Below are 18,759 nucleotides of genomic sequence, written 5' to 3'. Positions count from 1 at the left end.
GAAGCGGCCACCGCCGTCTGCCGGGCGTGCGCCGTCGGCCGCGCGGCCGACGGCGACCCCGGCTTCGTACGGCTGATGGCGGAACGCGGTGGCACACGGCGCTGGGACCGTGTGCAGGACTGGCTCGTGGGCCGCCGCGGGACGTTCACGGCCGCCCTGCTCGCCTGACCTGACCCGGCCGGGAACGCTACCCCGTGGTGCCGAAGGTGATCCGGTAGTAGCAGGCCCCCTTGCACGACATGGTCGCCGAGTCGTCGAAGGCGTAGGAGTAGGCGTAGGGCGCGGCCTTCTTGAAGACTCGGGTGTAGTCGACGGGCCACTTCGAGGGCACGCAGTTGGTGCGGCCCGCCCACGTCCCGCGGCAGCAGTAGACGTCGCCGCCGAAGGCCGCGCAGGGCGGCTTGCAGCCGATGACCTGGCCGCCGGCCTTGGCCTGCATGGCGCTCGGGCAGTCCACGGGGCTCGTGCACGTACCGCGGTAGCAGCCGGAGGCGCTGACCGGGTCGCTGCTCGTGGTGTGCGAGATGTTGATGTACATGGGCAGGTTGGAGCCGTCGACCATGCTCACGTCGTAGAAGTCCAGGCCGGCGTACGCGTCGAAGGTGAACTCGCCGAGTGTGGTGGGTGGGTTGGGGCCGTTGCACACGGTGGTGCAGTCACCGGTGCGGCAGGCGCTCGCGGCGGTCGTGGCGCAGCCCGTGCGGCCCCAGATCCGTCCGCCCCACTTGTTGCCCACGGTCAGCGTGGTGCTCTGCCCGGGGGCGAGCCTGCGGCCGCCGGGGTAGGCCGGGGAGTCGGTGACGACGGCCCAGACCGTCTCCTGCGTCCGGTTGACCACGGTGATCGACCGGCTGCCGGCCGGGACCGCAGCCCGGGACGTGCCTGCCCGGGGCGGGGTCTTGGCGGTGGGGGTGGGCCGGGTGCTGCCCTTGGCCGAGGGGCTGGGCGAGCCGGAGGGCCGGTGGCTCGCCGAGGGGGAGGCCGGGGGCGAGGCGGCCGGTCCCGTCCCCCTGGCGGTCGCCGCCGGGGAGGGGGCGGCGGCCGCCGCCGCGTCCCGTACCGCCGCCCGCGTCGCCGGTGCGTCGCCCGTGCCGAACTGGGTGAGGGCCCCGTAGACGGCGAGAACCGTCACCGCGACCGCTGCTGCCACCGACGCCCACCTGCGCCCTTGCGGGGACTTCGCGCCGTGCCGACCGCGTCGTGCCATCCTTGTGCCCTCCTCGTCCTCACCTGGTGCGTGCGCACGTATCGGGGACCGCGTCCGGGGACGTCCGACAACACAAAATCCGCGCGGGGTTCCCGCGGGATTTGTGTTGTCCGGGCAGCGGCCGGCCGTCTCCTGTACGTGCAGGCATTTCCGTCCGCCCCGCGCACGGGCCGGACGGGTCAGGGCAGCGAGACCAAGTGCCGCGCCACGGGGCGCCGGTACGAAGGGAAGAGTGGAGTCACATGCGCAAGACCCACCGGAGCGGACCCGGCGCCGGGGTGGTGACGGCGGCACGCGCCGGCGACCGGCGGGCACTGGACCAGCTGGTGGCCGAGTGCCTGCCGCTCGTCTACAACATCGTCGGCCGGGCGCTGAACGGCCACGCCGACGTGGACGACGTCGTACAGGAGACGCTATTGCGCATGGTGCGGGGGCTGGGAGAGCTGCGGGACCCGGGGGCGTTCCGCTCGTGGCTGGTGGCGATCACGATCCGGCAGGTCCGTGATCACGCGCGGCTGCGCGCGACGGCCCGGGACCGCAGCGCGGACCTGGCGGCCGCCGAGCAGATACCCGACCCGGGCCTCGACTTCGCCGGGCTGACGATTCTGCGGCTGGGCCTGACCGAGCAGCGCCGCGAGGTCGCGGAGGCCACCCGGTGGCTCGACGAGGACGACCGCGAGCTGCTCTCCCTGTGGTGGCTGGAGGAGAGCGGCGAGCTGGACCGGGCCGAACTCGCCTCCGCGCTGGGCCTGTCGGACCGGCACGCCGCGGTGCGGGTGCAGCGCATGAAGAAGCAGATGGAGGCCGCCCGCGTGGTGGTGCGGGCCCTGAACGCGGCGCCGCGTTGCGCCGAGCTCCAGGCGCCCGCCGACCACTGGGACGGCGTGCCGAGCCCGCTGTGGCGCAAGCGCTTCGCGCGGCACGTGCGCGGGTGCCCGGTGTGCGGCGGGATGGAGGAGGGCCTGTTCCCGATGGACCGCCTGCTGAGCGGGCTGCCGCTGCTGGCGGTGCCCCCGGCGCTGGACCCGGCGCGGGTGGTCGCGGCGGTCGCGCGCGAGGCGGGGACGCCCGCCGCGGCTCCCTCCGGCCCGGGGTCCTCCGGTGGTCCGGGGAGCCCCGCGGGGCACCGGGCGGCCGGCCGCGCGCGGCATTCGCACCGGGCCGCGCGGCCCGCGTCGCGCGTGTTCAGCACTCCGGTCGTCTCGGGGGCCGCGGTCGCGGCCGTGGTCACGGTGGCGCTGCTCGCCGCGGGGCTCACGTCGAACTCGTCGGACACCCCGCAGGAGGCAGCCGCGCTGCCCGCGCGGTCCGCCCCCGTCGGCACGCCCACCGCCTCACCGCGGGCCTCGGCACACTCCGCGAGCCCGTCCCCGTCCGTCAGCGCGTCGAAGTCGCCGGCGAAGAAGAAGGCGACGCCCAGGCCCACGCACAAGGCACCCGCCGCCCCGCCCGCGGTGAACATCGCCTCGACGTCCAAGAAGGGCGTCGGGGTGTGGACCTTCCCCGGGGTGAGCAAGGCGCTGGCGGCGTCCGGCGCGAGCTGGTTCTACACCTGGTCGACGCAGCACTCGGAGGTGACGAGCCCGGCGTCGACCGGATTCGTCCCGATGATCTGGGGGCGCGACTCCGTCACGCCGCAGAACCTGTCGCAGGCGAAGTCCCAGGGCCCGTACCTGCTGGGCTTCAACGAGCCGGACATGGCCGAGCAGTCCAACATGACGGTGGAGCAGGCCCTTTCGCTGTGGCCGCAGCTCATGGACGCGGGCAAGGTGCTCGGCAGTCCGGCGGTCGCGTACGGCGGCGACACCCCCGGCGGCTGGCTGGACCGCTTCATGTCGGGAGCGAAGGCGAAGGGCTACCGCGTCGACTTCATCACCCTGCACTGGTACGGGGGCGACTTCCGCACCCCGGAGGCGGTCGGGCAGCTGACGTCCTATCTGAACGCGGTGCACCAGCGGTACAACAAGCCGATCTGGCTCACCGAGTACGCCCTGATCGACTTCTCCCACGGCACCCGCTTCCCCACCCCCGACCAGCAGGCGGCCTTTGTCACGGCGTCCACCAAGGCGCTGGAGGGCCTGCCCTGGCTGCAGCGGTACGCGTGGTTCGGGCTCGGGGCCGACGCCGCCAAGCCGAGCAGCGGTCTGTTCACCGACGGCACGACGGCCACGGCCGCGGGCCGCGCTTTCCAGGCGGCGCACTCATAACACCCCGGACGGTCGGCTGATTCACAGCGGTATTTAATTTCCCGGCCGCTTGGCCCTGCTCTTCCCCGTCTTACCCCCAACAAAAGCCGGGACATGTCGGGAATGCCGTTCCGGAAATGCGTGCTTGCGCCACCGGATCGGCCTCGGATAACTTGTCGACGCATCAACAGGCGGAGTTCAGGCCGGAGATGATCTCTCCGGCCGCTCCGGCACGGCCGGAAACCTTCGTCGCGCGAAACCGTCAGTCCTCGGGCAGGGAATTCCTGCGAAAAGAGACCCCTGCCCCCTTTCATGCCGAGGAGTTCTTCGTGCGCAGCCTGAGGTCGGCGAAAAACAATCCCGCTGAAACGGCGTCCCGTACCCGGCGCCCCGGCCGTCTCCGTCTGGGCGCCGTCGCGACCGCCCTGGGCGCGATGGCGGTCCTTGCCTTCCCCGCCGAGGCCAACGCCTCCGTTCTCCAGCTCCTGCCGCAGAACGCGGACGGCCTGGAGCAGTCCTTCTCCCCGGCCTACGACTACGACAAGGACGGCTGCTACACCACGGCCGCCATCGGTGCCGACGGCACCCTCAACCCCGGCCTGAAGCTGGGCGGGGACGTCAACGGGCACTGCCACGACTACGCCCAGCTGGCCAACGCCAACACCTACTCGCGCGAGAAGTGCAACAACGACTGGTGCGCCGTCGTGTACGCCAGCTACTTCGAGAAGGACCAGGCCACGCTCGGCCCCGCGGCCATCGGCCACACCCACGACTGGGAGCACGTCGTGGTGTGGATCCACAACAACCAGGTCGAGTACGTCGCGGCGTCCCAGCACTCCGGCTACCAGATCGCCGCCCGCTCCGCGATCCGCTTCGACGGCACCCACCCCAAGATCGTGTACCACAAGGACGGTGCCTCGACGCACTGCTTCCGCTTCGCCAACACCAACGACGAGCCCCCGGAGAACGCCACGGGCGGCTGGTTCTTCCCCCGTCTCGTCGGCTGGGCGGGCTACCCGGCGGGCTACCGCGACAAGCTCATGAACGCGGACTTCGGCTCGGCCACCATCAAGATCAACGACGCCCGCTTCAACTCCACGCTCGCCAACGCCAAGCCGTCCGGCATCCCCTTCGACCCCAACGCCTGATCCGCCGTCGCGTGCGGTGCCCCGCCCGGGGCGCCGCACGCGCGCCTCACTCGCAGAGCCGCTTGGGCTCCGTCGCACCCGGCCGGGCAACGAACCGCACCCGGTGTCCCGCGTTGTCGGTGAACACGGCCTCGGTCGGCGAGACCACGGTCATCGTGCCCTGGTGCAGGGGATTGTCCCAGCCCGCGGGCGGGTTGCCGGAGCCGTCCGAGAGCGGGCGCTCGGCCTCGAACCACGCCGAACCGATACGGACGTCGTCGATTCCGCAGTGGGTGTAGAGCTCGAACGGCATGGCACGCGGCACGGCTGCGCCGGTCGCCGCGGCCGTCGGTTCGTGTCCGGCGGTACGGCGCGGCCGGTCGCCGTCACTGGTGCATCCGGTGAGGACCGCGGTGGAGAGTGCCGCGGCAAGGACGAGAATCGGGATTCTGGGATTCATGGCGCTTTGACGCCCCGGCCCCGGGCCCGGTTCCGGGGCGGGGCGGGCCGGGGCGGCACCTACCCGTGCGGGAGCAGGACGGCGCGGCCGTTCGCGGTGCCCGTCGCCTGGCGGTGCCATGCGGCGGGCAGGTCGTCGAGCGGAACCCGTTCATGGGCGACGGTGAGCCCGCCCTCGGCCGAGCGGCGGGCGATCTCGACCAGGGAGGCCGCCCGTTGGGCCGGGGTGAGCTCGTTGTTGGTGTACCCGAGGACCCGCAGGGAACGGCTGCGCAGCGTCCCCGAGTCGAGCGGGCAGGTCTCGGCCGCGGAACTGCCCAGATTGACCAGGCGTCCGCCGCCGCGCAGGGTACGGGCCGCCGCCGCGGCCGGCGGGCCGAAAAGCGGGTCGATGACCAGGTCCACGGGCCCGTCCGCCGCGGAGGCGATCCGGGCGGCCAACTCGCCCACGTCATCGGTGTCGAGGACGACGACGGCGTCGGCGCCCGCGTCTCGGACCCGCTCCCGCGCCGCGGCGGAGCGGGCGGCGGCCACCACACGTCGGGCACCGGCGGCCCGGGCGAGCTGCACCGCGGCCTGCCCGACCGTGCCCCCGGCGCCGAGGACGACCACCTGCTCCCCCGGGGCCAGTTCGCCGCGCCACGTCAGCGCCATGTGCGCGGCGACCGCGGACAGGCCCAGGGCGGCGACGGCCACCGGGTCGGCGCCGGGCGGCAGTTCGACCAGCGCCTCCTCGGGGACCGCCGCGAACTGGGTCATGCTGCCGTCCCCGGGTGCCATGCCCGCAGACGTCGGGAACCAGACCGTGCGCCCGGCGTGCAGGCCCACGCCCTGGACGCCGGGCACGTACGGGGTGCGCGGCCGGCCGAAGTACGAGGTGCCGCTCGCGCACAGCAGGTCCAGCGGTGTCAGCGGCGCGGCCCGCACCTCGACCAGGACCTCGCCCTCCCCCGGCCGCGGCGGCTCCCGGTCGGCCACCCGGGGCGGCCGGCCGGGCTCGGCGATCTCCGCCGCCCGTATCGTCATGTGGTGATGTCGGGGTAGGGCAGCGTCATGTGCGACAGCCGCCGGGCGTACTCCTTCTGGAACTCCAGCGGGCCGTGGTCGCGTTCGAACAGCCCGATGAAGAGCGTGATCGTGAGGAAGGGGTGCGCCCCCAGCTCGAACAGCTTCGGGTAGTCGTGGGTGGACAGGGCCTCGCGCTCGGTGTCGTCGAAGCTCAGCCACGTCGAGGCCTCGCCGTGCAGGCAGTTGAGGATGCGGTTGGCGTACTCGTCCTCCCACATCCGCACGGTGGCCGCCGGCTCCTCCCGGTAGCGCTCCAGCAGCTCCGGGTCGCGGTCGACGGTGTAGAGGAACTTGTTCAGCAGGTACTTGCTCACGAGCGGCCTCCGCGCGGGTACCAGGTGAAGTAGGCCTCCATGGTGTGGAACAGGTCGAACGTGTCGGTGTAGTCGGCCTTCCGGCCCTCACCGGCGACACCCATCATCAGCATGAAGTCCATGAAGCCGTGGGTGGCGTTCCCCGGCAGGTGCAGGCTGTCGAGGGTGACCTCGGCGAGGCAGCCCTCGATGTCACCGGAGGCGATCCACTCGACGGCCTTGCGGTCGAACTCCGGGTCGGGGCCGTGCGGCCCGAACTGGCGCGGCCCGCCGAGCTCCAGCGACAGATGGCCGGTGCCGACGACCGCGACGCGCTGGTCGGCCGGCCAGGACTCGATGAGCTCGCGTATCGCCCGTCCGAGCTGCACGAAGCGCTTGGGCTGCGGCAGCGGCGGGGCGAAGATGTTGGTGTAGATCGGCACGATCGGCAGGTCGTTCTCCGGCCGCAGCGTGATGATCGGGCACGTGATGGAGTGGTCGATGCGCAGCTCGTTGGAGAACGCGAGGTCGAAGCCGAGGTCGAGGCCGCCGCGCAGCACGTGCGAGGAGAGGTCCTCGTGGCCCTTGAGCAGCATGCGGGGCAGGCCGAACTCGCGTTCCTCGTTGTGGAAGTTCGCGTCGTAGAAGGGCGCCTTGCCCACGAGGAACTGGGGCATGTTGTCCAGCCACAGCTGGTGGAAGTGGTCGGAGCCGACCATGACCAGCACATCGGGCCGGGCGGCGGTCAGTGTCGCGCGGAACGCCTCCACCTTGCGCACCCATTCGTCGGCGAAGGGCGGCCGGTCCTCCCCGGTGGCGTTGCTCGCCCGGTAGTAGAACGGGTGGTGGGTGGACGCGATGACCGCGACCAGCTCAGCCATGCGGACCTCCGTGGGTCTCGTCGGCGGGTGAGTGGGGATCGGGTTCCACGGACCGGTTGTTCAGGTCCACGGACAGGAAGATCTCGTTCGCGACGGGGTACCGCAGCTCCTCGGCGAGCTGCCCGATGAGCCCGGCGGTACGGGCCAGCAGGGCGAAGCCGCGCAGGAGTTGCAGGGGAAGCCCGAGGTCGGCGAGCGCGGCGCCGCACACCCCGGCCCCGTTGAGCGGCAGCGTCCTGCCGAGCACCTCGGGGTGGACCCGGCCGATGGCGGCGAACAGCGACAGGTGGGGGCCGACGAGCCCTTCCTCCTCGGCGATGCGGAAGAGCCGGGGGGTGCGGGGGTCGCCGTTCTTGTGCACGTGGTGGCCGAGGCCGGGGATGAAGCGCCCTTCGGCCCGCCGGGCCCGGACGGTGGTGAGCGCCAGCGCGTCCCAGCCGGCGTCGTCGGTGGGCCGGGGGCCGTCGAGGGTGTCGAGGACGTCGTGCAGGAAGCGGCCGCAGTCCTCGGTGACGCCGAGGAAGCGGGAGCCGCCGCCGAGCAGTCCGGCAGCGAGCGCGCCCTGCACCGAGTCGGGGGCCGACAGGTACGTCAGCCGGGTGACGATGGCGGTGGGGGTGAAGCCGTGGTCGGCCAATGCCGCGAGCACGGCCTCGAAGACCCGGGTCTCCCCCGCCGTGGGACGGCGCTGGGTGGCGAGCCAGAAGGCGAGTTCACCGAAGCCGACCCTGCCCATCACGTCCTCGGCAAGGTCGTGGCCGAGCAGGGTGATGGACTCCGTGGACGAGGCCCCGAGGGCGGTGGGGTACGTGGGCGGGCCGGGGTGGGCCGGCTGCCCGCCGGGCCCCGTCACCGCTCCTCCCCGGAACCGGCGGCGTCCACGCCATCGCCCGGTTCGCCCAGCCAGGCCCGCAACTCGTCCCCGTGCTCGTCCAGTTCGGGTGGCGGCAGCCGGTAGCCGGCCGGGGTGCGGGAGAAGCGGATCGGGTGCCGGGTGGTGGGCACCGCGCGGTCGCCCTCGCCGACCTCGACGACCGGGTCCAGCCCGAAGCGCTCGGCCATCGCGAACCCGCCGTCGATGGTGTTGATGGGCCCGCAGGGGATGCCGGCCCGGACCAGCAGCTCGAACCACTCGTCCGCGCCGCGTTTGGCGAGCTGCCCGACCAGCAGGGGGCGCAGTTCCTCACGCCGCTCGGTGCGGTCGGCGTTGCGGGCGAAGCGCGGGTCGTCGGCGACCTCGGGGATGCCGAGGATCTCGCAGAGCCTGCGGAACTGGCCGTCGTTGGCGGCGGCCACGATGAGGTCGTTGTCGGCGGTGGGCAGCGGCTCGTACGGGAAGACACTGGGGTGGGCGTTGCCCATCCGGTAGGGGACCACGCCCCCGGCGGCGTAGGCGGAGCTGTGGTTGACCAGTCCGGTCAGGGCCGAGGACAGCAGGTTGACCTCGACGTGCTGGCCGTTCCCGGTGGCGTCGCGGTGGCGCAGCGCCGCGAGGATGCCGATGGCCGCGTGGTTGCCCGCCATGACGTCGAAGACGGAGATGCCGGCGCGGTAGGGCGGCCCGTCGGGGTCGCCGGTCAGGCTCATCAGGCCGGAGATGGCCTGCACCATCAGGTCGTAGCCGGGTACGTTCCGCCCGGGGCCGGTGCCGAAGCCGCTGATGGAGGCGTAGACGACGCCGGGGTTGGCGGCGGAGACCGAGGCGAAGTCCAGGCCGAAGCGCTCCAGGCCGCCGGGCCGGAAGTTCTCGATCAGCACGTCGGCGCGGCGGGCGAGTTCCCGGGCGGCCGCGGCGTCGTCCGCGTCCCGCAGGTCCAGGGCGATCGAGCGCTTGCCGCGGTTGACGCCCAGGTAGTACGTCGAGACCTCGCCGCGCACGGGGGGCATCCACGACCGGGTGTCGTCGCCCTGGGGGCTCTCCACCTTGACGACGTCCGCGCCCATGTCCGCCAGGAGCATGGAGGCGTAGGGGCCGGCCAGGATCCGGGAGAAGTCGGCGACCAGCACACCGGCCAGGGGCCCTGCCTGCGGCGGCGGCTCGGGTGGCAGGTGGGTGTTCGGCATAGGGGTGGGCCTCCATGTCCGCGAGGCGGACGACTGTCCGCTCGTGCGATTCTGGCACGTCACCCGCCGACGTCAAGACCGTCCGGCTCCCGAAAACCGCGGCGTCCTCCCTTGGCCTCGCTCTCCCACTGTCACGCGCGCGGCAACGCGGCCTGCGTCACGTGCGGAACGGTCTCCAGCCGGGCGAAATCGGCACTGATCTCCCCGGCGGCCTGCAGCAGCAGCGGGAGATGATGGTCGAGCAGGTGCTCCACGGACGTCTCGGCGGCGTGCGTGTTCACGTTGAGCGCGGCGACGACCCGGCCGGTCCCGTCGCGCAGCGGCACCGCGACCGACCGGATGCCGCGGGCGAGTTGCTCGTCGGTCAGCGCCCAGCCGCGGGCCCGCACCTGGCGCAGTTCCGCGTCGCGCTCCTCGGGTCCGGGCCGCCAGCGCGGCTCCAGCCCGGACCGGCTGGGCTCCGCGAGGACGCCGTCGACCTCCCCGGGCGCGAGCGCCGCCAGCAGCACCTTGCCGAGCGAGGTCTGCAGGGCCGGGAAGCGCGTCCCGATCTGCACGGCGAGGGTCACGATCTTCGGTACGGCCACCCGGGCCGCGTAGACGATGTCCGGGCCGTCCAGCTGCGCGACGGAGCAGGACTCGCCGGTGCGCGCGGACAGTTCCTCCATGTGCGGGCGGGCCACGTCCCACAGCCCCATCGACCGCACATAGGCCACGCCCAGTTCGAGCACCCGGGGCGTGAGCACGAAGCCGCCCCCGCCGGACGCGGCGCGCACATAGCCGAGTTCCTGGAGGGTGAGCAGGATACGGCGGGCCGTCGGGCGCGCGAGGCCGGTCGCGGCGGCCACCTCGCTCAGGGACATCGCCGGCCGGTGCGGCGCGAAGGCCGTGATCACCTCCAGGCCGCGCGCGAGCGCCTCGATGAAGTCGGGTCCGGTGCCCTCGCGTGGCATGTCGCCTCCAGCTGACGTACGGGATCGGTGGACGATCCACGGGAACGGCCCAGCCTAGCGTCCGGCAGGCGGACGCGAGTTCGGGCCCACCACCGGGCTGCCGGCGGGCCGAACGCCCTCTGTTTCAGCAGGTCACGACGGTCTCTGGCCCTTCCTGCCGCACAGATGGCCGGTCGCCCGCCCGATCACCTCCCCCCAGGCTCCGGCAGGCGGACATGATGCGCAAGACCGCCGAAGAAGGCACGCGGCAACGCCGCGCAACAGGTGCGGACAGATTCCTTGACAGCACCGGCACACGACATCACAGTGACAGAAATTCCAAGTGACCGCTTGCCGGACGGAAGTCCGTTGATCGGCCACGGGCGGCTGCCTGCCATGCCGCACCCCTGGCGAGGAGTGGAGTTCGACGATGAACGAGCAAGCGGAGTTCCCGCCCGGACGACCCGTCCTGCTGCGCGGTGGCACGGTCCTGCCGATGGACGACCGGCGGCAGGTGCTCCACGACACCGACGTCCTGGTCCTCCGCGACCGGATCGCCGCGGTGGGGCCGGACCTCGCGGCCCCGGACGGCGCCGTCGTCGTCGACGCCACCGGCGGCATCGTCATGCCCGGCATGATCGACACCCATCGCCACATGTGGCAGACCGCCATGCGCGGTTACGGCGCCGACTGGACGCTGACCCAGTACTTCGTCTGGTACTACCTGGAATCGGGCCGGCTCTTCCGTCCCGAGGACATCCACGCGGGCAACCTGCTGGCGGCCCTGGAGGCCGTCGACGCGGGCGTCACGACCGTCGTGGACTGGTCGCACGGCCTGCGGACCGTCGACCACGCCGACGCGGCGGTGGACGCGCTGCGCTCCGTGCCGGGCCGCTTCGTCCTCGCCTACGGCAACATCCAGCAGCCCCCCGCCGAATGGACCGCCGCCCCGGAGTTCCGCGACTTCGTGAACCGCCGGATCACCGGCGACGACATGCTCGGCTTCCAGCTCGCCTTCGACGTGACCGGCGACCCGACCTTCCCGGAGAAGCCCGCCTTCGAGGTCGCCCGGGACCTCGGGGTAGCGGTGACCACGCACGCCGGAGTGTGGGGCGCCACCGGCGACGACGGCATCCGCCTGATGCACGACCACGGCTTCATGACCGACCGCACCGTCTACGTCCACGCCGCCTCGCTGTCCGCGGACTCCTACCACCGCATCGCGGCCACCGGCGGGTCGATATCGGTCTCCACCGAGAGCGAGCAGAGCGCCGGCCAGGGCTACCCTCCCACCTGGGCCATCCGCTCCCACGGCATCCCGGTGTCGCTGTCCATGGACACCAGCGTGTGGTGGAGCGGCGACCTGTTCTCCGCGATGCGCACCACCCTCGGCGCCGACCGCGCGCGCGAGCACCACGAGGCGCACGCCAAGGGCGAGACGGTGACGCACTGCAGCCTGCGCGCCGACCAGGTCGTGGACTGGGCCACCCGCGGCGGCGCCCGCACCCTCGGCCGGGACCACGAGCTCGGCAGCATCGAGCCCGGCAAGAAGGCCGACCTCGTCCTGATCAAGAACGACCACTCCCCCGTGTCGTTCCCGCTGCTCAACCCCTACGGCCATGTGGCCTTCCAGGCCCAGCGCGGGGACGTGCACACCGTCCTGGTCGACGGCCGGGTCGTCAAGCACGAGCACCGCCTGGTCGGCGCCGACCTCGCGGCGGCGCGCCGCGAGGTCGAGGGGACGGTGGAGTACCTGCGCTCGCAGCTCGGCGAGGAGGGCTGGGTCCGGGGCATGAATCCCGACGTCCCCGAGACCAAGATCCTCGACAACCCCTACCAGTACACCGACTACCGCAGCGGCTCCACGCACAGCCGCGCCGAGTGACGCCCCGGCCCGGCGGGCCGGCCTGACAGGGCCTGCCCGGGGGCCGGGAGCGAGCTGCCCGGCCGCCGCCCGGCCGCCACCGCGCGGCGGCCGGGTCAGGCGGTGTCGACGGTGGGCGAGTAGAGGTCCATCCACAGCGCGAGGTCGAGGACGCGTTCCAGTCCGTGCCGGGCGGCCTGGGTGTGCTGCGGGGCGTCGTCCTTGACCGCGCGTTCCAGCCACGCCTTGCTGACCAGGTCGAAGACCGGGTGCGAGGGCTTGGTCAGCAGGTCCTTGCCGTTCTGCCGCAGTGCCACGGCGTACCCCGGGTCCTGCGTGGAGGGGTAGGGGCTCTTGACCCGGTCGTACACCGACTGCGGCAGCAGGTCCGCGGTGGCCTCGCGCAGCAGGCTCTTCTCCCGGCCGTCGAAGGACTTCAGCGCCCACGGGGTGTTGTAGACGTACTCCACCAGCCGGTGGTCGCAGAACGGCACCCGGACCTCCAGGCCGACCGCCATGCTGGCCCGGTCCTTGCGGTCCAGGAGGATGCGCACGAAGCGGGTGAGGTGCAGATAGCTGATGCCCCGCATCCGGAACTCGAAGTCGCTCTCGCCGTCCAGCCGTTGCACGCCGGTCATCGCCTCGCGGTAGCCGTCGTGGACGTAGCCCTCCAGATCGAGGGCCTTGGACATCGACTCGGTCAGGACGTTGCCGTCGTCCCCGAAGTGCTGGGCGAAGTGCACCAGCCAGGGGAACGTGTCGGCCCGGCGGGCCTCCTCGTCGAAGAACTGCTGGTAGCCGCCGAAGACCTCGTCCGCCGACTCCCCGGACAGGGCGACGGTCGAGTGCTGCCGGATGGCCTTGAACAGCAGGTAGAGGGAGCTGTCCATGTCGCCGAGCCCCGCGGGGATGTCCCGGGCGCGGATGACCCGGGCGCGTACCTCCGGGTCGGCGAGCTGCTGGGAGTCGAGCACGATGTCCTGGTGCTCCGTGCCGGCCAGTGCGGCGACGTCGTGGACGAACGGCGTGTCGGGGGTGGCCCGCAGCTCGTCCGGGACGAAGTGCTCGGTCTGCCCGACGAAGTCGACGGCGAAGCTGCGCACCTTCTCGCCCACGGCGGCGAGTTGGCGTGCGGCCAGCGCGGTCATCGCCGAGGAGTCCAGGCCGCCGGAGAGCAGGGTGCAGCGCGGTACGTCGGCGACGAGCTGGCGGCGGACGATGTCGTCGAGGAGCTCGCGCACGCGGGCGATCGACGTCTCCTTGTCGTCGGTGTGCCGCCGGGTCTGGAGCGACCAGTACACATGGGTGCGCAGCCCGCCCCGGTCGACCGTCACCACAGTGCCGGGCTCGACCTCGCGCATGCCGTCCCACACCGCGTGGCCGGGCGTCTTGACGAACGCGAACAGCTCGCGCAGGCCGTCGAGGGTGACATGGCGCGCGGCGAGCGGGTTGGCGAGGATCGCCTTGGGCTCGGAGCCGAACAGCACCCCGTCGTCGGTCGGGTAGTAGTAGAAGGGCTTGATGCCCATGCGGTCACGGATCATGACCAGTTTCTCGTCGCGGCTGTCCCAGATGGCGAAGGCGTACATGCCGTTCAGCCGTTCGGCGATCCCCTCGCCCCACTCCAGGTAGCCGTGGAGCACCACTTCGGTGTCCGAGGTGGTGGTGAAGCGGTGGCCGCGTGCGGCGAGTTCCTTGCGCAGCTCGGTGAAGTTGTACGCCTCGCCGGAGTAGACCATGACCGCCGTCCCGCCGTCGGGGTCGTCGGCGGCCATCGGCTGCCTGCCGCCGGGGAGGTCGATGATGGCGAGCCGGCGGTGTCCGAGCGCGGCGGGCCCCTGTACCCAGGTGCCGCGGGCGTCCGGCCCGCGGCAGGCCATCGTCTCGGTCATCGCGTCCACTGTGGCCTGCTCGTTCCGCAGATCCCGCTCGAACGAGACCCATCCCGCGATTCCGCACATGCGTGTGCCTCCGGCTCTGCTGTGCCTTCGTGTTCCGTCGCTTCGCGGCCCGGGGTCCCGCCTGGCGACTCCGCGCCGGGAGCACCATCACTGGGAGTGATGTGTATTAAACACCTATATGTCCGAGTTTCCGTCGGCCAGGGCCATTCGTCAAACGCCGCGCACGACGGCCCCCGGCAGCCGGCAAGCCGGGAAGGTGAAGCCCGCAAGGCGCCTCTGACCTGCGAGGACGTCGACATGCGGTATGCGGCGGCAACCCGTGTGCGCACACACGCACAGCGTCGCGGGCCGATGCGCGGACGTCCGTCCGAGCGAGCGGACGGCGGCGACAGGGGGCGGTGACGGCGGCAGCGAGGTGCTCACCATGCGCGACAGCCGGAGCGCCGCGCCGGATCAGCCGCTCGCGGAGACCAGCGCCCAGACCGACTTCCCCGCCCCGTCGGGCGGCGTCCAGCCCCAGGAGTCACTGAGCGAGTCGATGATGTGCAGCCCCCGCCCCGACTCGGCGAACCAGTCGGGCTCCTTGAGCACGGGAACGCCGGTGCCGGGATCGGCGACCGTGCACAGCACGGAGGTGTCGCGCAGCAGCAGCCCCAGCCACAGCGGCCGGTCGGAGAGCACGCACGTCGCGTCCTCCAGCCCGTAGCGAACGGCGTTGGTCAGCATCTCCGAGACGACTATCGACGCGTTCTCGACGACTCCCAGCATCCCCCAGTCGCACAGCGTGGACCGGGTGAACTGCCGCGCGGCGCCGGCCGCATGGAGATCCCCGCTCAGCCCGCAGGCGGCGAAGCGCGTCCCGGGACCCTCGGGCAGGTCGAAATCGAGGGGGGTCGCCGGGTGAGTCGTCATCGAGTACTCCGCGGAGCGTCGAGGGGGGCGCGGTGTCTACGGACTCCACTATCCCGGTCGGATCCCTACCGGTGCAAGCACATCTGCAATTACAGTCGTAAGTGCAACTGTAAGTACGTCTGCACGTGCAGATGCACGTGCAGAACGCCAAGGAGGCGTACCCATGCGGGAGTTCGAAAACGGCGTCCCGGCCACCGACATCGACGGCGCGGTCTGGCGGAAGAGCCGCCGCAGCAACCCCAGCGGCAACTGCGTGGAGCTCGCCCCGCTGCCGGACGGCGGCGTCGCGATGCGCAACTCCCGCCACCCCGGGGGTCCCGCCCTCGTCTACACCCGCGCGGAGATCGAGGCGTTCCTCGGCGGGGTCAAGGACGGCGACTTTGACGACATGGCCGGCTGACGGTCCATCATCCCGGTGATCCCGGCCGTATCCGCGATCCCCTCGATGACCTGCCCTCCCCCCCTTCGAAGCGCGGCCCCCCGGGCGCGCCGCCCGCGAACACGTGCGGCGCGCCCGGGGATATGGCTGTATTCGCACGCCCATTGGTGGGAGACTGGCTGTCTGCCCAGTCACTCACGGGAGTCGGCATGACCGCGACGCGGCCGAGCAACGAACCGTCGATAAAGCAGTACCTGGAGCACCCGCGAGGTGGTCCGACGGTCCTGCGCATCGTACTGGGCACGCAGTTGCGCAGGCTGCGGGAGGCGTCCCACATCACCCGCGAGGCCGCCGGCGAGGCGATCCGCGGCTCCCACGCCAAGATCAGCCGCCTGGAGCTGGGCCGTGTGGGCTACAAGGAGCGCGACGTCGCCGATCTGCTCACCCTGTACGGAGTGACCGACGAGTCCGAGCGCGCCGACTTCCTGAAGCTCGCACGGCAGGCCAGCACACCCGGCTGGTGGCACCGGTACGGCGATGTCCTGCCCGGCTGGTTCGAGACCCTGGTCGGCCTGGAGGAAGCCGCCTCCGTCATCCGTACCTACGAGGTGCAGTTCGTCCCCGGCCTGCTGCAGACCGAGGAGTACGCCCGCTCCGTGATCCGCCTGGGGCACCCCCGGGCGTCCGGCGTCGAACTGGAGCGCCGGGTCGCGCTGCGCATGGCACGCCAGCGTTTGCTGACCACGCCGGGAGCGCCGAGGCTGTGGGCGGTCGTGGACGAGGCGGCCCTGCGCCGGACGCTGGGCGGCCGGGAGGCGATGCGGGGCCAGCTGGAACGTCTCATCGAGGCGGCGGCCCAGCCGAATGTGACGCTGCAGATCGCGCCCTTCAACGTCGGCGGCCTCGCCACGGCGGGCGGCCCGGTCACGATCCTGCGTTTCCTGGAGCCCGACCTCCCGGACATCGTCTACCTGGAGCAGCTGACCAGCTCGCTGTACCTGGACAAGCAGGAAGACGTCGACAACTATCTGGCCGTCATGGACCGGTTGAGTGCCGAGGCCGAGCCGCCGGCGCGGACGCCCGGCATCCTCGACGACATCCTGAAGCAGCTGGTCTAGTCACCGGTTCCGTCCGGTCCCGGGGCGTGCGCCCCGGGACCCGGCACGGACGGTGCTCCGACCCGTCAGACCTTGCGGCCGACTCCGCCGAACTCGATCCACTCCTGTGTGGCCTGACGGGGCGCCAGGTCGGTGTCGGGCCGCCAGGTGGACACCTCCACCAGACCGGGCTCCAGGATCTCCATCCCGTCGAGGAAGCCGGCCACGTCGTGCTCCTGGCGCACCCGGCCCCAGTTGCCCTGCGTGCTGGCGTCCATGAACTCGGTGACGAAGTCGCGCACCGACTTGTCCTCGCTGACCAGCTGGCACACCACGAGGAAGCTGCCCGGCACCAGACGCTCCGCGACCCGCCGCACCAGGCCCGCCGGGTCGTCCTCATCGGTGATGCAGTGCATGACGGAGACGAAGAGGGCGGCGACCGGCCGGCTGAAATCGATCAGCCGCTCGACCTCCGAGTGCCCGAAGATGCCCTCGGTGTCACGGAAGTCGGCCTGGATGACGGCGGTGTTCTCGTTCTCCTCCAGCAGCGCCCGGCCGTGCGCGAGCACGATCGGGTCGTTGTCGACGTAGACCACACGCGAGGCGGGGTCGATGCGCTGGGCGACCTGGTGCACATTGTCCTGCGTCGGCAGGCCTGAGCCGTGGTCGAGGAACTGCCGGATGCCGTAGTCCCGCGCCAGCACGCCCACCACACGCTGGAGGAACCGCCGGTTGTTCACGGCGAGTTCCTTCGTGCTGGGCACGACCTTGAGCAGTTCCTCGGAGGCCTCGCGGTCGACCGCGTAGTTGTCCTTGCCGCCGAGCAGGAAGTCGTACATCCGCGCGACGCTGGGCGTCGCGGTGTCGATCGCGGTCGGCAGCGGCTCACGTTCCTGGCTCATCCGGCCCCTCACAGTCCTCCCCACGACCCGAACGCAGGGGTTGATCGCGGATCTCCATCCTATGGGCAATCCCCGGTGCCGATCTGTGGTTTTTCCATTCCGCTTGAGCAATTGCCCGCGGTGGAACGGATTCTGAAATGCCTTCAGTCAGTGCGGTACGCGACATTCCACGCACTCGGGCGGGCCCGCGCGGAGCGGCCGGCGCGACGGCCTCCCGACGGCCCCTCCCGGCGGCCGACGCCGGTCGCCGCCGCATGTCGTGCGGCATATCGTCGCTCCCATGGAACTCGATGCGCTGGACCGGGCCCTGATCCGGGAGCTCCAGCACGACGCCCGGCAGACCAACCGGGACCTGGCCGCCAAGACCGGGGTGTCCCCGTCGACCTCGCTGGAGCGGGTGCGGCTGCTGCGCGAGCGCGGGGTGGTCACCGGCTTCCACGCGGCCCTGGACCTCGAGGCCGTGGGGCGCCCGGTCCAGGCCCTCATCGCCGTGCGCATCCGGCCGCCGGCCCGGCCGGTCATCGAGGGGTTCCGCGAATGGGCGGCACGGCTGCCGGAGACCATCGGCCTGTTCGTCACCTCGGGGGCGCACGACTTCCTGATCCACATCGCGGTCCCCGACGTCAACGGCGTGTACGCCTTCGTCATCGACCGCCTCACCGAACGCCGTGAAGTGGCGGACGTGCAGACCACGCTGGCGTACGAGCACGTACGGTCCAGCTCGATCGAACCGGCCGGCCCGGACCGGCGCCGGAAACGCTGAGACCGCAGCTCCGGGTCCGGAGCGCCGCCGCACGAACGGGCAGTGCGGGGGGCGGAATGCCCTACGACGTGCGCCAAGAGACCGCGGGACTCGGGGGCCGCCGAAGGAAGTGCGGCAGCCACGTCACATGGCCGGACACCTGCCTAGCATCTGCCGGGTCCACCGAACGACGTGACAGAAGGACGGAAGACCAGACCATGAACGCCGCACACACCGCATCCCCCGCCGGAGCCGTCGGCTTCTCCCCCGAGGAGATCGACCAGGGCGCACCGACCCGCGCGGCCCGGCTCCGTTGGGTCGTCGTCGTCGACAGCGGCCTTCCGCCGGGGCGGGCCGTCAACGCCGCCGTCTGCGCGGGGGCGGCCACCGCCCTCGCCGTGACCGGGCTCCTCGGCGAGGACGCCACCGACTCCGGGGGCGGCGTCCACCCGGGGCTGCCGTGGGCCGGCTGCACGGTGCTGACCGCCGGCACCGCCGCGCTCCGGGCGATCCGCGCGGCGGCGCAGGCCTCCGCGGACACCTTCGTGGCCGACATGCCGCAGGCGGCCCAGCGCACCCGCGTCTACACCGACTATCTGGACGCGATGGGCAGGACCGCGGCCGAGGACGTCGACTACTGCGCGGTGAGCATCGTCGGGCCGCGCCGTCGCATCGACAGGATCGTCGGCAGGCTGCCGCTGATGCCATGACACCCACGGGACGCGGGACAGCCGGGTCGGCCGGG

Annotated in this window: 18 protein-coding genes; 7 read left to right on the top strand and 11 right to left on the bottom strand. The window is 72.0% G+C overall.

Features of this window, described 5'->3' with window-relative positions:
* Nucleotides 1-187: 187 nt before the first annotated feature.
* The gene (locus tag ABZ883_RS22530) at nucleotides 188-1,150 is read right to left on the bottom strand and encodes a thaumatin family protein (protein ID WP_360908686.1); all 963 of its coding nucleotides are present in this window, start codon (nucleotides 1,148-1,150) and stop codon (nucleotides 188-190) included.
* 299 nt (nucleotides 1,151-1,449) lie between these two features.
* Here ABZ883_RS22530 and ABZ883_RS22525 point away from each other — a divergent pair, with 299 nt between their 5' ends.
* Both ABZ883_RS22525 and ABZ883_RS22520 read left to right on the top strand, forming a co-directional pair.
* Complete coding sequence (locus ABZ883_RS22525; RefSeq protein WP_360908684.1) at nucleotides 1,450-3,414, top strand: sigma-70 family RNA polymerase sigma factor; 1,965 nt, start codon at nucleotides 1,450-1,452, stop codon at nucleotides 3,412-3,414.
* Between the two features lie 413 nt (nucleotides 3,415-3,827).
* Entirely contained in the window at nucleotides 3,828-4,541 is a 714-nt protein-coding gene (locus ABZ883_RS22520) for an NPP1 family protein (protein ID WP_360908696.1), read from the top strand.
* 46 nt (nucleotides 4,542-4,587) lie between these two features.
* Here the strand turns inward: ABZ883_RS22520 and ABZ883_RS22515 are convergent, their stop codons facing one another.
* From ABZ883_RS22515 to ABZ883_RS22485, 7 genes are all read right to left on the bottom strand, one after another.
* Nucleotides 4,588-4,980, bottom strand: a complete 393-nt coding sequence (locus ABZ883_RS22515) for a hypothetical protein (protein ID WP_360908682.1) — start codon at nucleotides 4,978-4,980, stop codon at nucleotides 4,588-4,590.
* 59 nt (nucleotides 4,981-5,039) lie between these two features.
* Complete coding sequence (locus ABZ883_RS22510; protein WP_360908680.1) at nucleotides 5,040-6,005, bottom strand: zinc-binding alcohol dehydrogenase family protein; 966 nt, start codon at nucleotides 6,003-6,005, stop codon at nucleotides 5,040-5,042.
* Complete coding sequence (locus ABZ883_RS22505; RefSeq protein ID WP_360908678.1) at nucleotides 6,002-6,361, bottom strand: hypothetical protein; 360 nt, start codon at nucleotides 6,359-6,361, stop codon at nucleotides 6,002-6,004. The genes ABZ883_RS22510 and ABZ883_RS22505 overlap by 4 nt, the downstream gene beginning before the upstream one ends.
* Complete coding sequence (locus ABZ883_RS22500) at nucleotides 6,358-7,221, bottom strand: extradiol ring-cleavage dioxygenase (RefSeq protein ID WP_360908676.1); 864 nt, start codon at nucleotides 7,219-7,221, stop codon at nucleotides 6,358-6,360. Before ABZ883_RS22500 ends, ABZ883_RS22505 begins: the two co-directional genes overlap by 4 nt.
* Complete coding sequence (locus ABZ883_RS22495) at nucleotides 7,214-8,074, bottom strand: citryl-CoA lyase (RefSeq protein ID WP_360908674.1); 861 nt, start codon at nucleotides 8,072-8,074, stop codon at nucleotides 7,214-7,216. The genes ABZ883_RS22500 and ABZ883_RS22495 overlap by 8 nt, the downstream gene beginning before the upstream one ends.
* Nucleotides 8,071-9,285, bottom strand: coding sequence for a CaiB/BaiF CoA-transferase family protein (locus ABZ883_RS22490; RefSeq protein WP_360908672.1), 1,215 nt, complete (start codon nucleotides 9,283-9,285; stop codon nucleotides 8,071-8,073). The genes ABZ883_RS22495 and ABZ883_RS22490 overlap by 4 nt, the downstream gene beginning before the upstream one ends.
* A gap of 131 nt (nucleotides 9,286-9,416) precedes the next feature.
* Nucleotides 9,417-10,238 carry an IclR family transcriptional regulator C-terminal domain-containing protein gene (locus tag ABZ883_RS22485; RefSeq protein ID WP_360908670.1) on the bottom strand — a complete coding sequence of 274 codons (822 nt, stop codon included), beginning with the start codon at nucleotides 10,236-10,238 and terminating at the stop codon, nucleotides 9,417-9,419.
* Nucleotides 10,239-10,647: 409 nt separating this feature from the next.
* Between ABZ883_RS22485 and ABZ883_RS22480 the strand changes: the two genes are divergently transcribed.
* Nucleotides 10,648-12,102, top strand: coding sequence for an amidohydrolase family protein (locus ABZ883_RS22480; RefSeq protein WP_360908669.1), 1,455 nt, complete (start codon nucleotides 10,648-10,650; stop codon nucleotides 12,100-12,102).
* 95 nt (nucleotides 12,103-12,197) lie between these two features.
* On the opposite strand, the gene asnB is transcribed toward ABZ883_RS22480, so the two are convergent.
* Nucleotides 12,198-14,042 (bottom strand): asparagine synthase (glutamine-hydrolyzing), encoded by a 1,845-nt coding sequence (gene asnB / locus ABZ883_RS22475; RefSeq protein WP_360908668.1) that lies wholly within the window; start codon nucleotides 14,040-14,042, stop codon nucleotides 12,198-12,200.
* 393 nt (nucleotides 14,043-14,435) lie between these two features.
* A complete protein-coding gene (locus tag ABZ883_RS22470; RefSeq protein ID WP_360908667.1) occupies nucleotides 14,436-14,894 on the bottom strand; it encodes an ATP-binding protein in 459 nt (152 codons plus the stop codon).
* 163 nt (nucleotides 14,895-15,057) lie between these two features.
* On the opposite strand from ABZ883_RS22470, the gene ABZ883_RS22465 reads away from it, so the two are divergent.
* Both ABZ883_RS22465 and ABZ883_RS22460 read left to right on the top strand, forming a co-directional pair.
* Nucleotides 15,058-15,294: a DUF397 domain-containing protein gene (locus ABZ883_RS22465; protein WP_360908665.1), complete on the top strand. Its 237-nt coding sequence runs from the start codon at nucleotides 15,058-15,060 to the stop codon at nucleotides 15,292-15,294.
* Nucleotides 15,295-15,482: 188 nt separating this feature from the next.
* On the top strand, nucleotides 15,483-16,391 hold the full coding sequence (locus tag ABZ883_RS22460) for a helix-turn-helix transcriptional regulator (protein WP_360908663.1): 909 nt from the start codon (nucleotides 15,483-15,485) through the stop codon (nucleotides 16,389-16,391).
* A gap of 65 nt (nucleotides 16,392-16,456) precedes the next feature.
* On the opposite strand, the gene ABZ883_RS22455 is transcribed toward ABZ883_RS22460, so the two are convergent.
* Nucleotides 16,457-17,272 (bottom strand): SAM-dependent methyltransferase, encoded by an 816-nt coding sequence (locus ABZ883_RS22455; protein WP_360908661.1) that lies wholly within the window; start codon nucleotides 17,270-17,272, stop codon nucleotides 16,457-16,459.
* Nucleotides 17,273-17,552: 280 nt separating this feature from the next.
* On the opposite strand from ABZ883_RS22455, the gene ABZ883_RS22450 reads away from it, so the two are divergent.
* Complete coding sequence (locus tag ABZ883_RS22450) at nucleotides 17,553-18,035, top strand: Lrp/AsnC family transcriptional regulator (RefSeq protein WP_360908659.1); 483 nt, start codon at nucleotides 17,553-17,555, stop codon at nucleotides 18,033-18,035.
* Nucleotides 18,036-18,232: 197 nt separating this feature from the next.
* Entirely contained in the window at nucleotides 18,233-18,724 is a 492-nt protein-coding gene (locus tag ABZ883_RS22445; protein ID WP_360908657.1) for a DUF2000 domain-containing protein, read from the top strand.
* Nucleotides 18,725-18,759 lie beyond the last annotated feature (35 nt).

Origin of the sequence: Streptomyces sp. NPDC046977, assembly GCF_040644455.1 — a bacterium.
Lineage (GTDB): Bacteria > Actinomycetota > Actinomycetes > Streptomycetales > Streptomycetaceae > Actinacidiphila.
The sequence above is the reverse complement of the archived record's forward strand: the minus strand, read 5'-3'. Positions and strand labels throughout refer to the sequence as shown.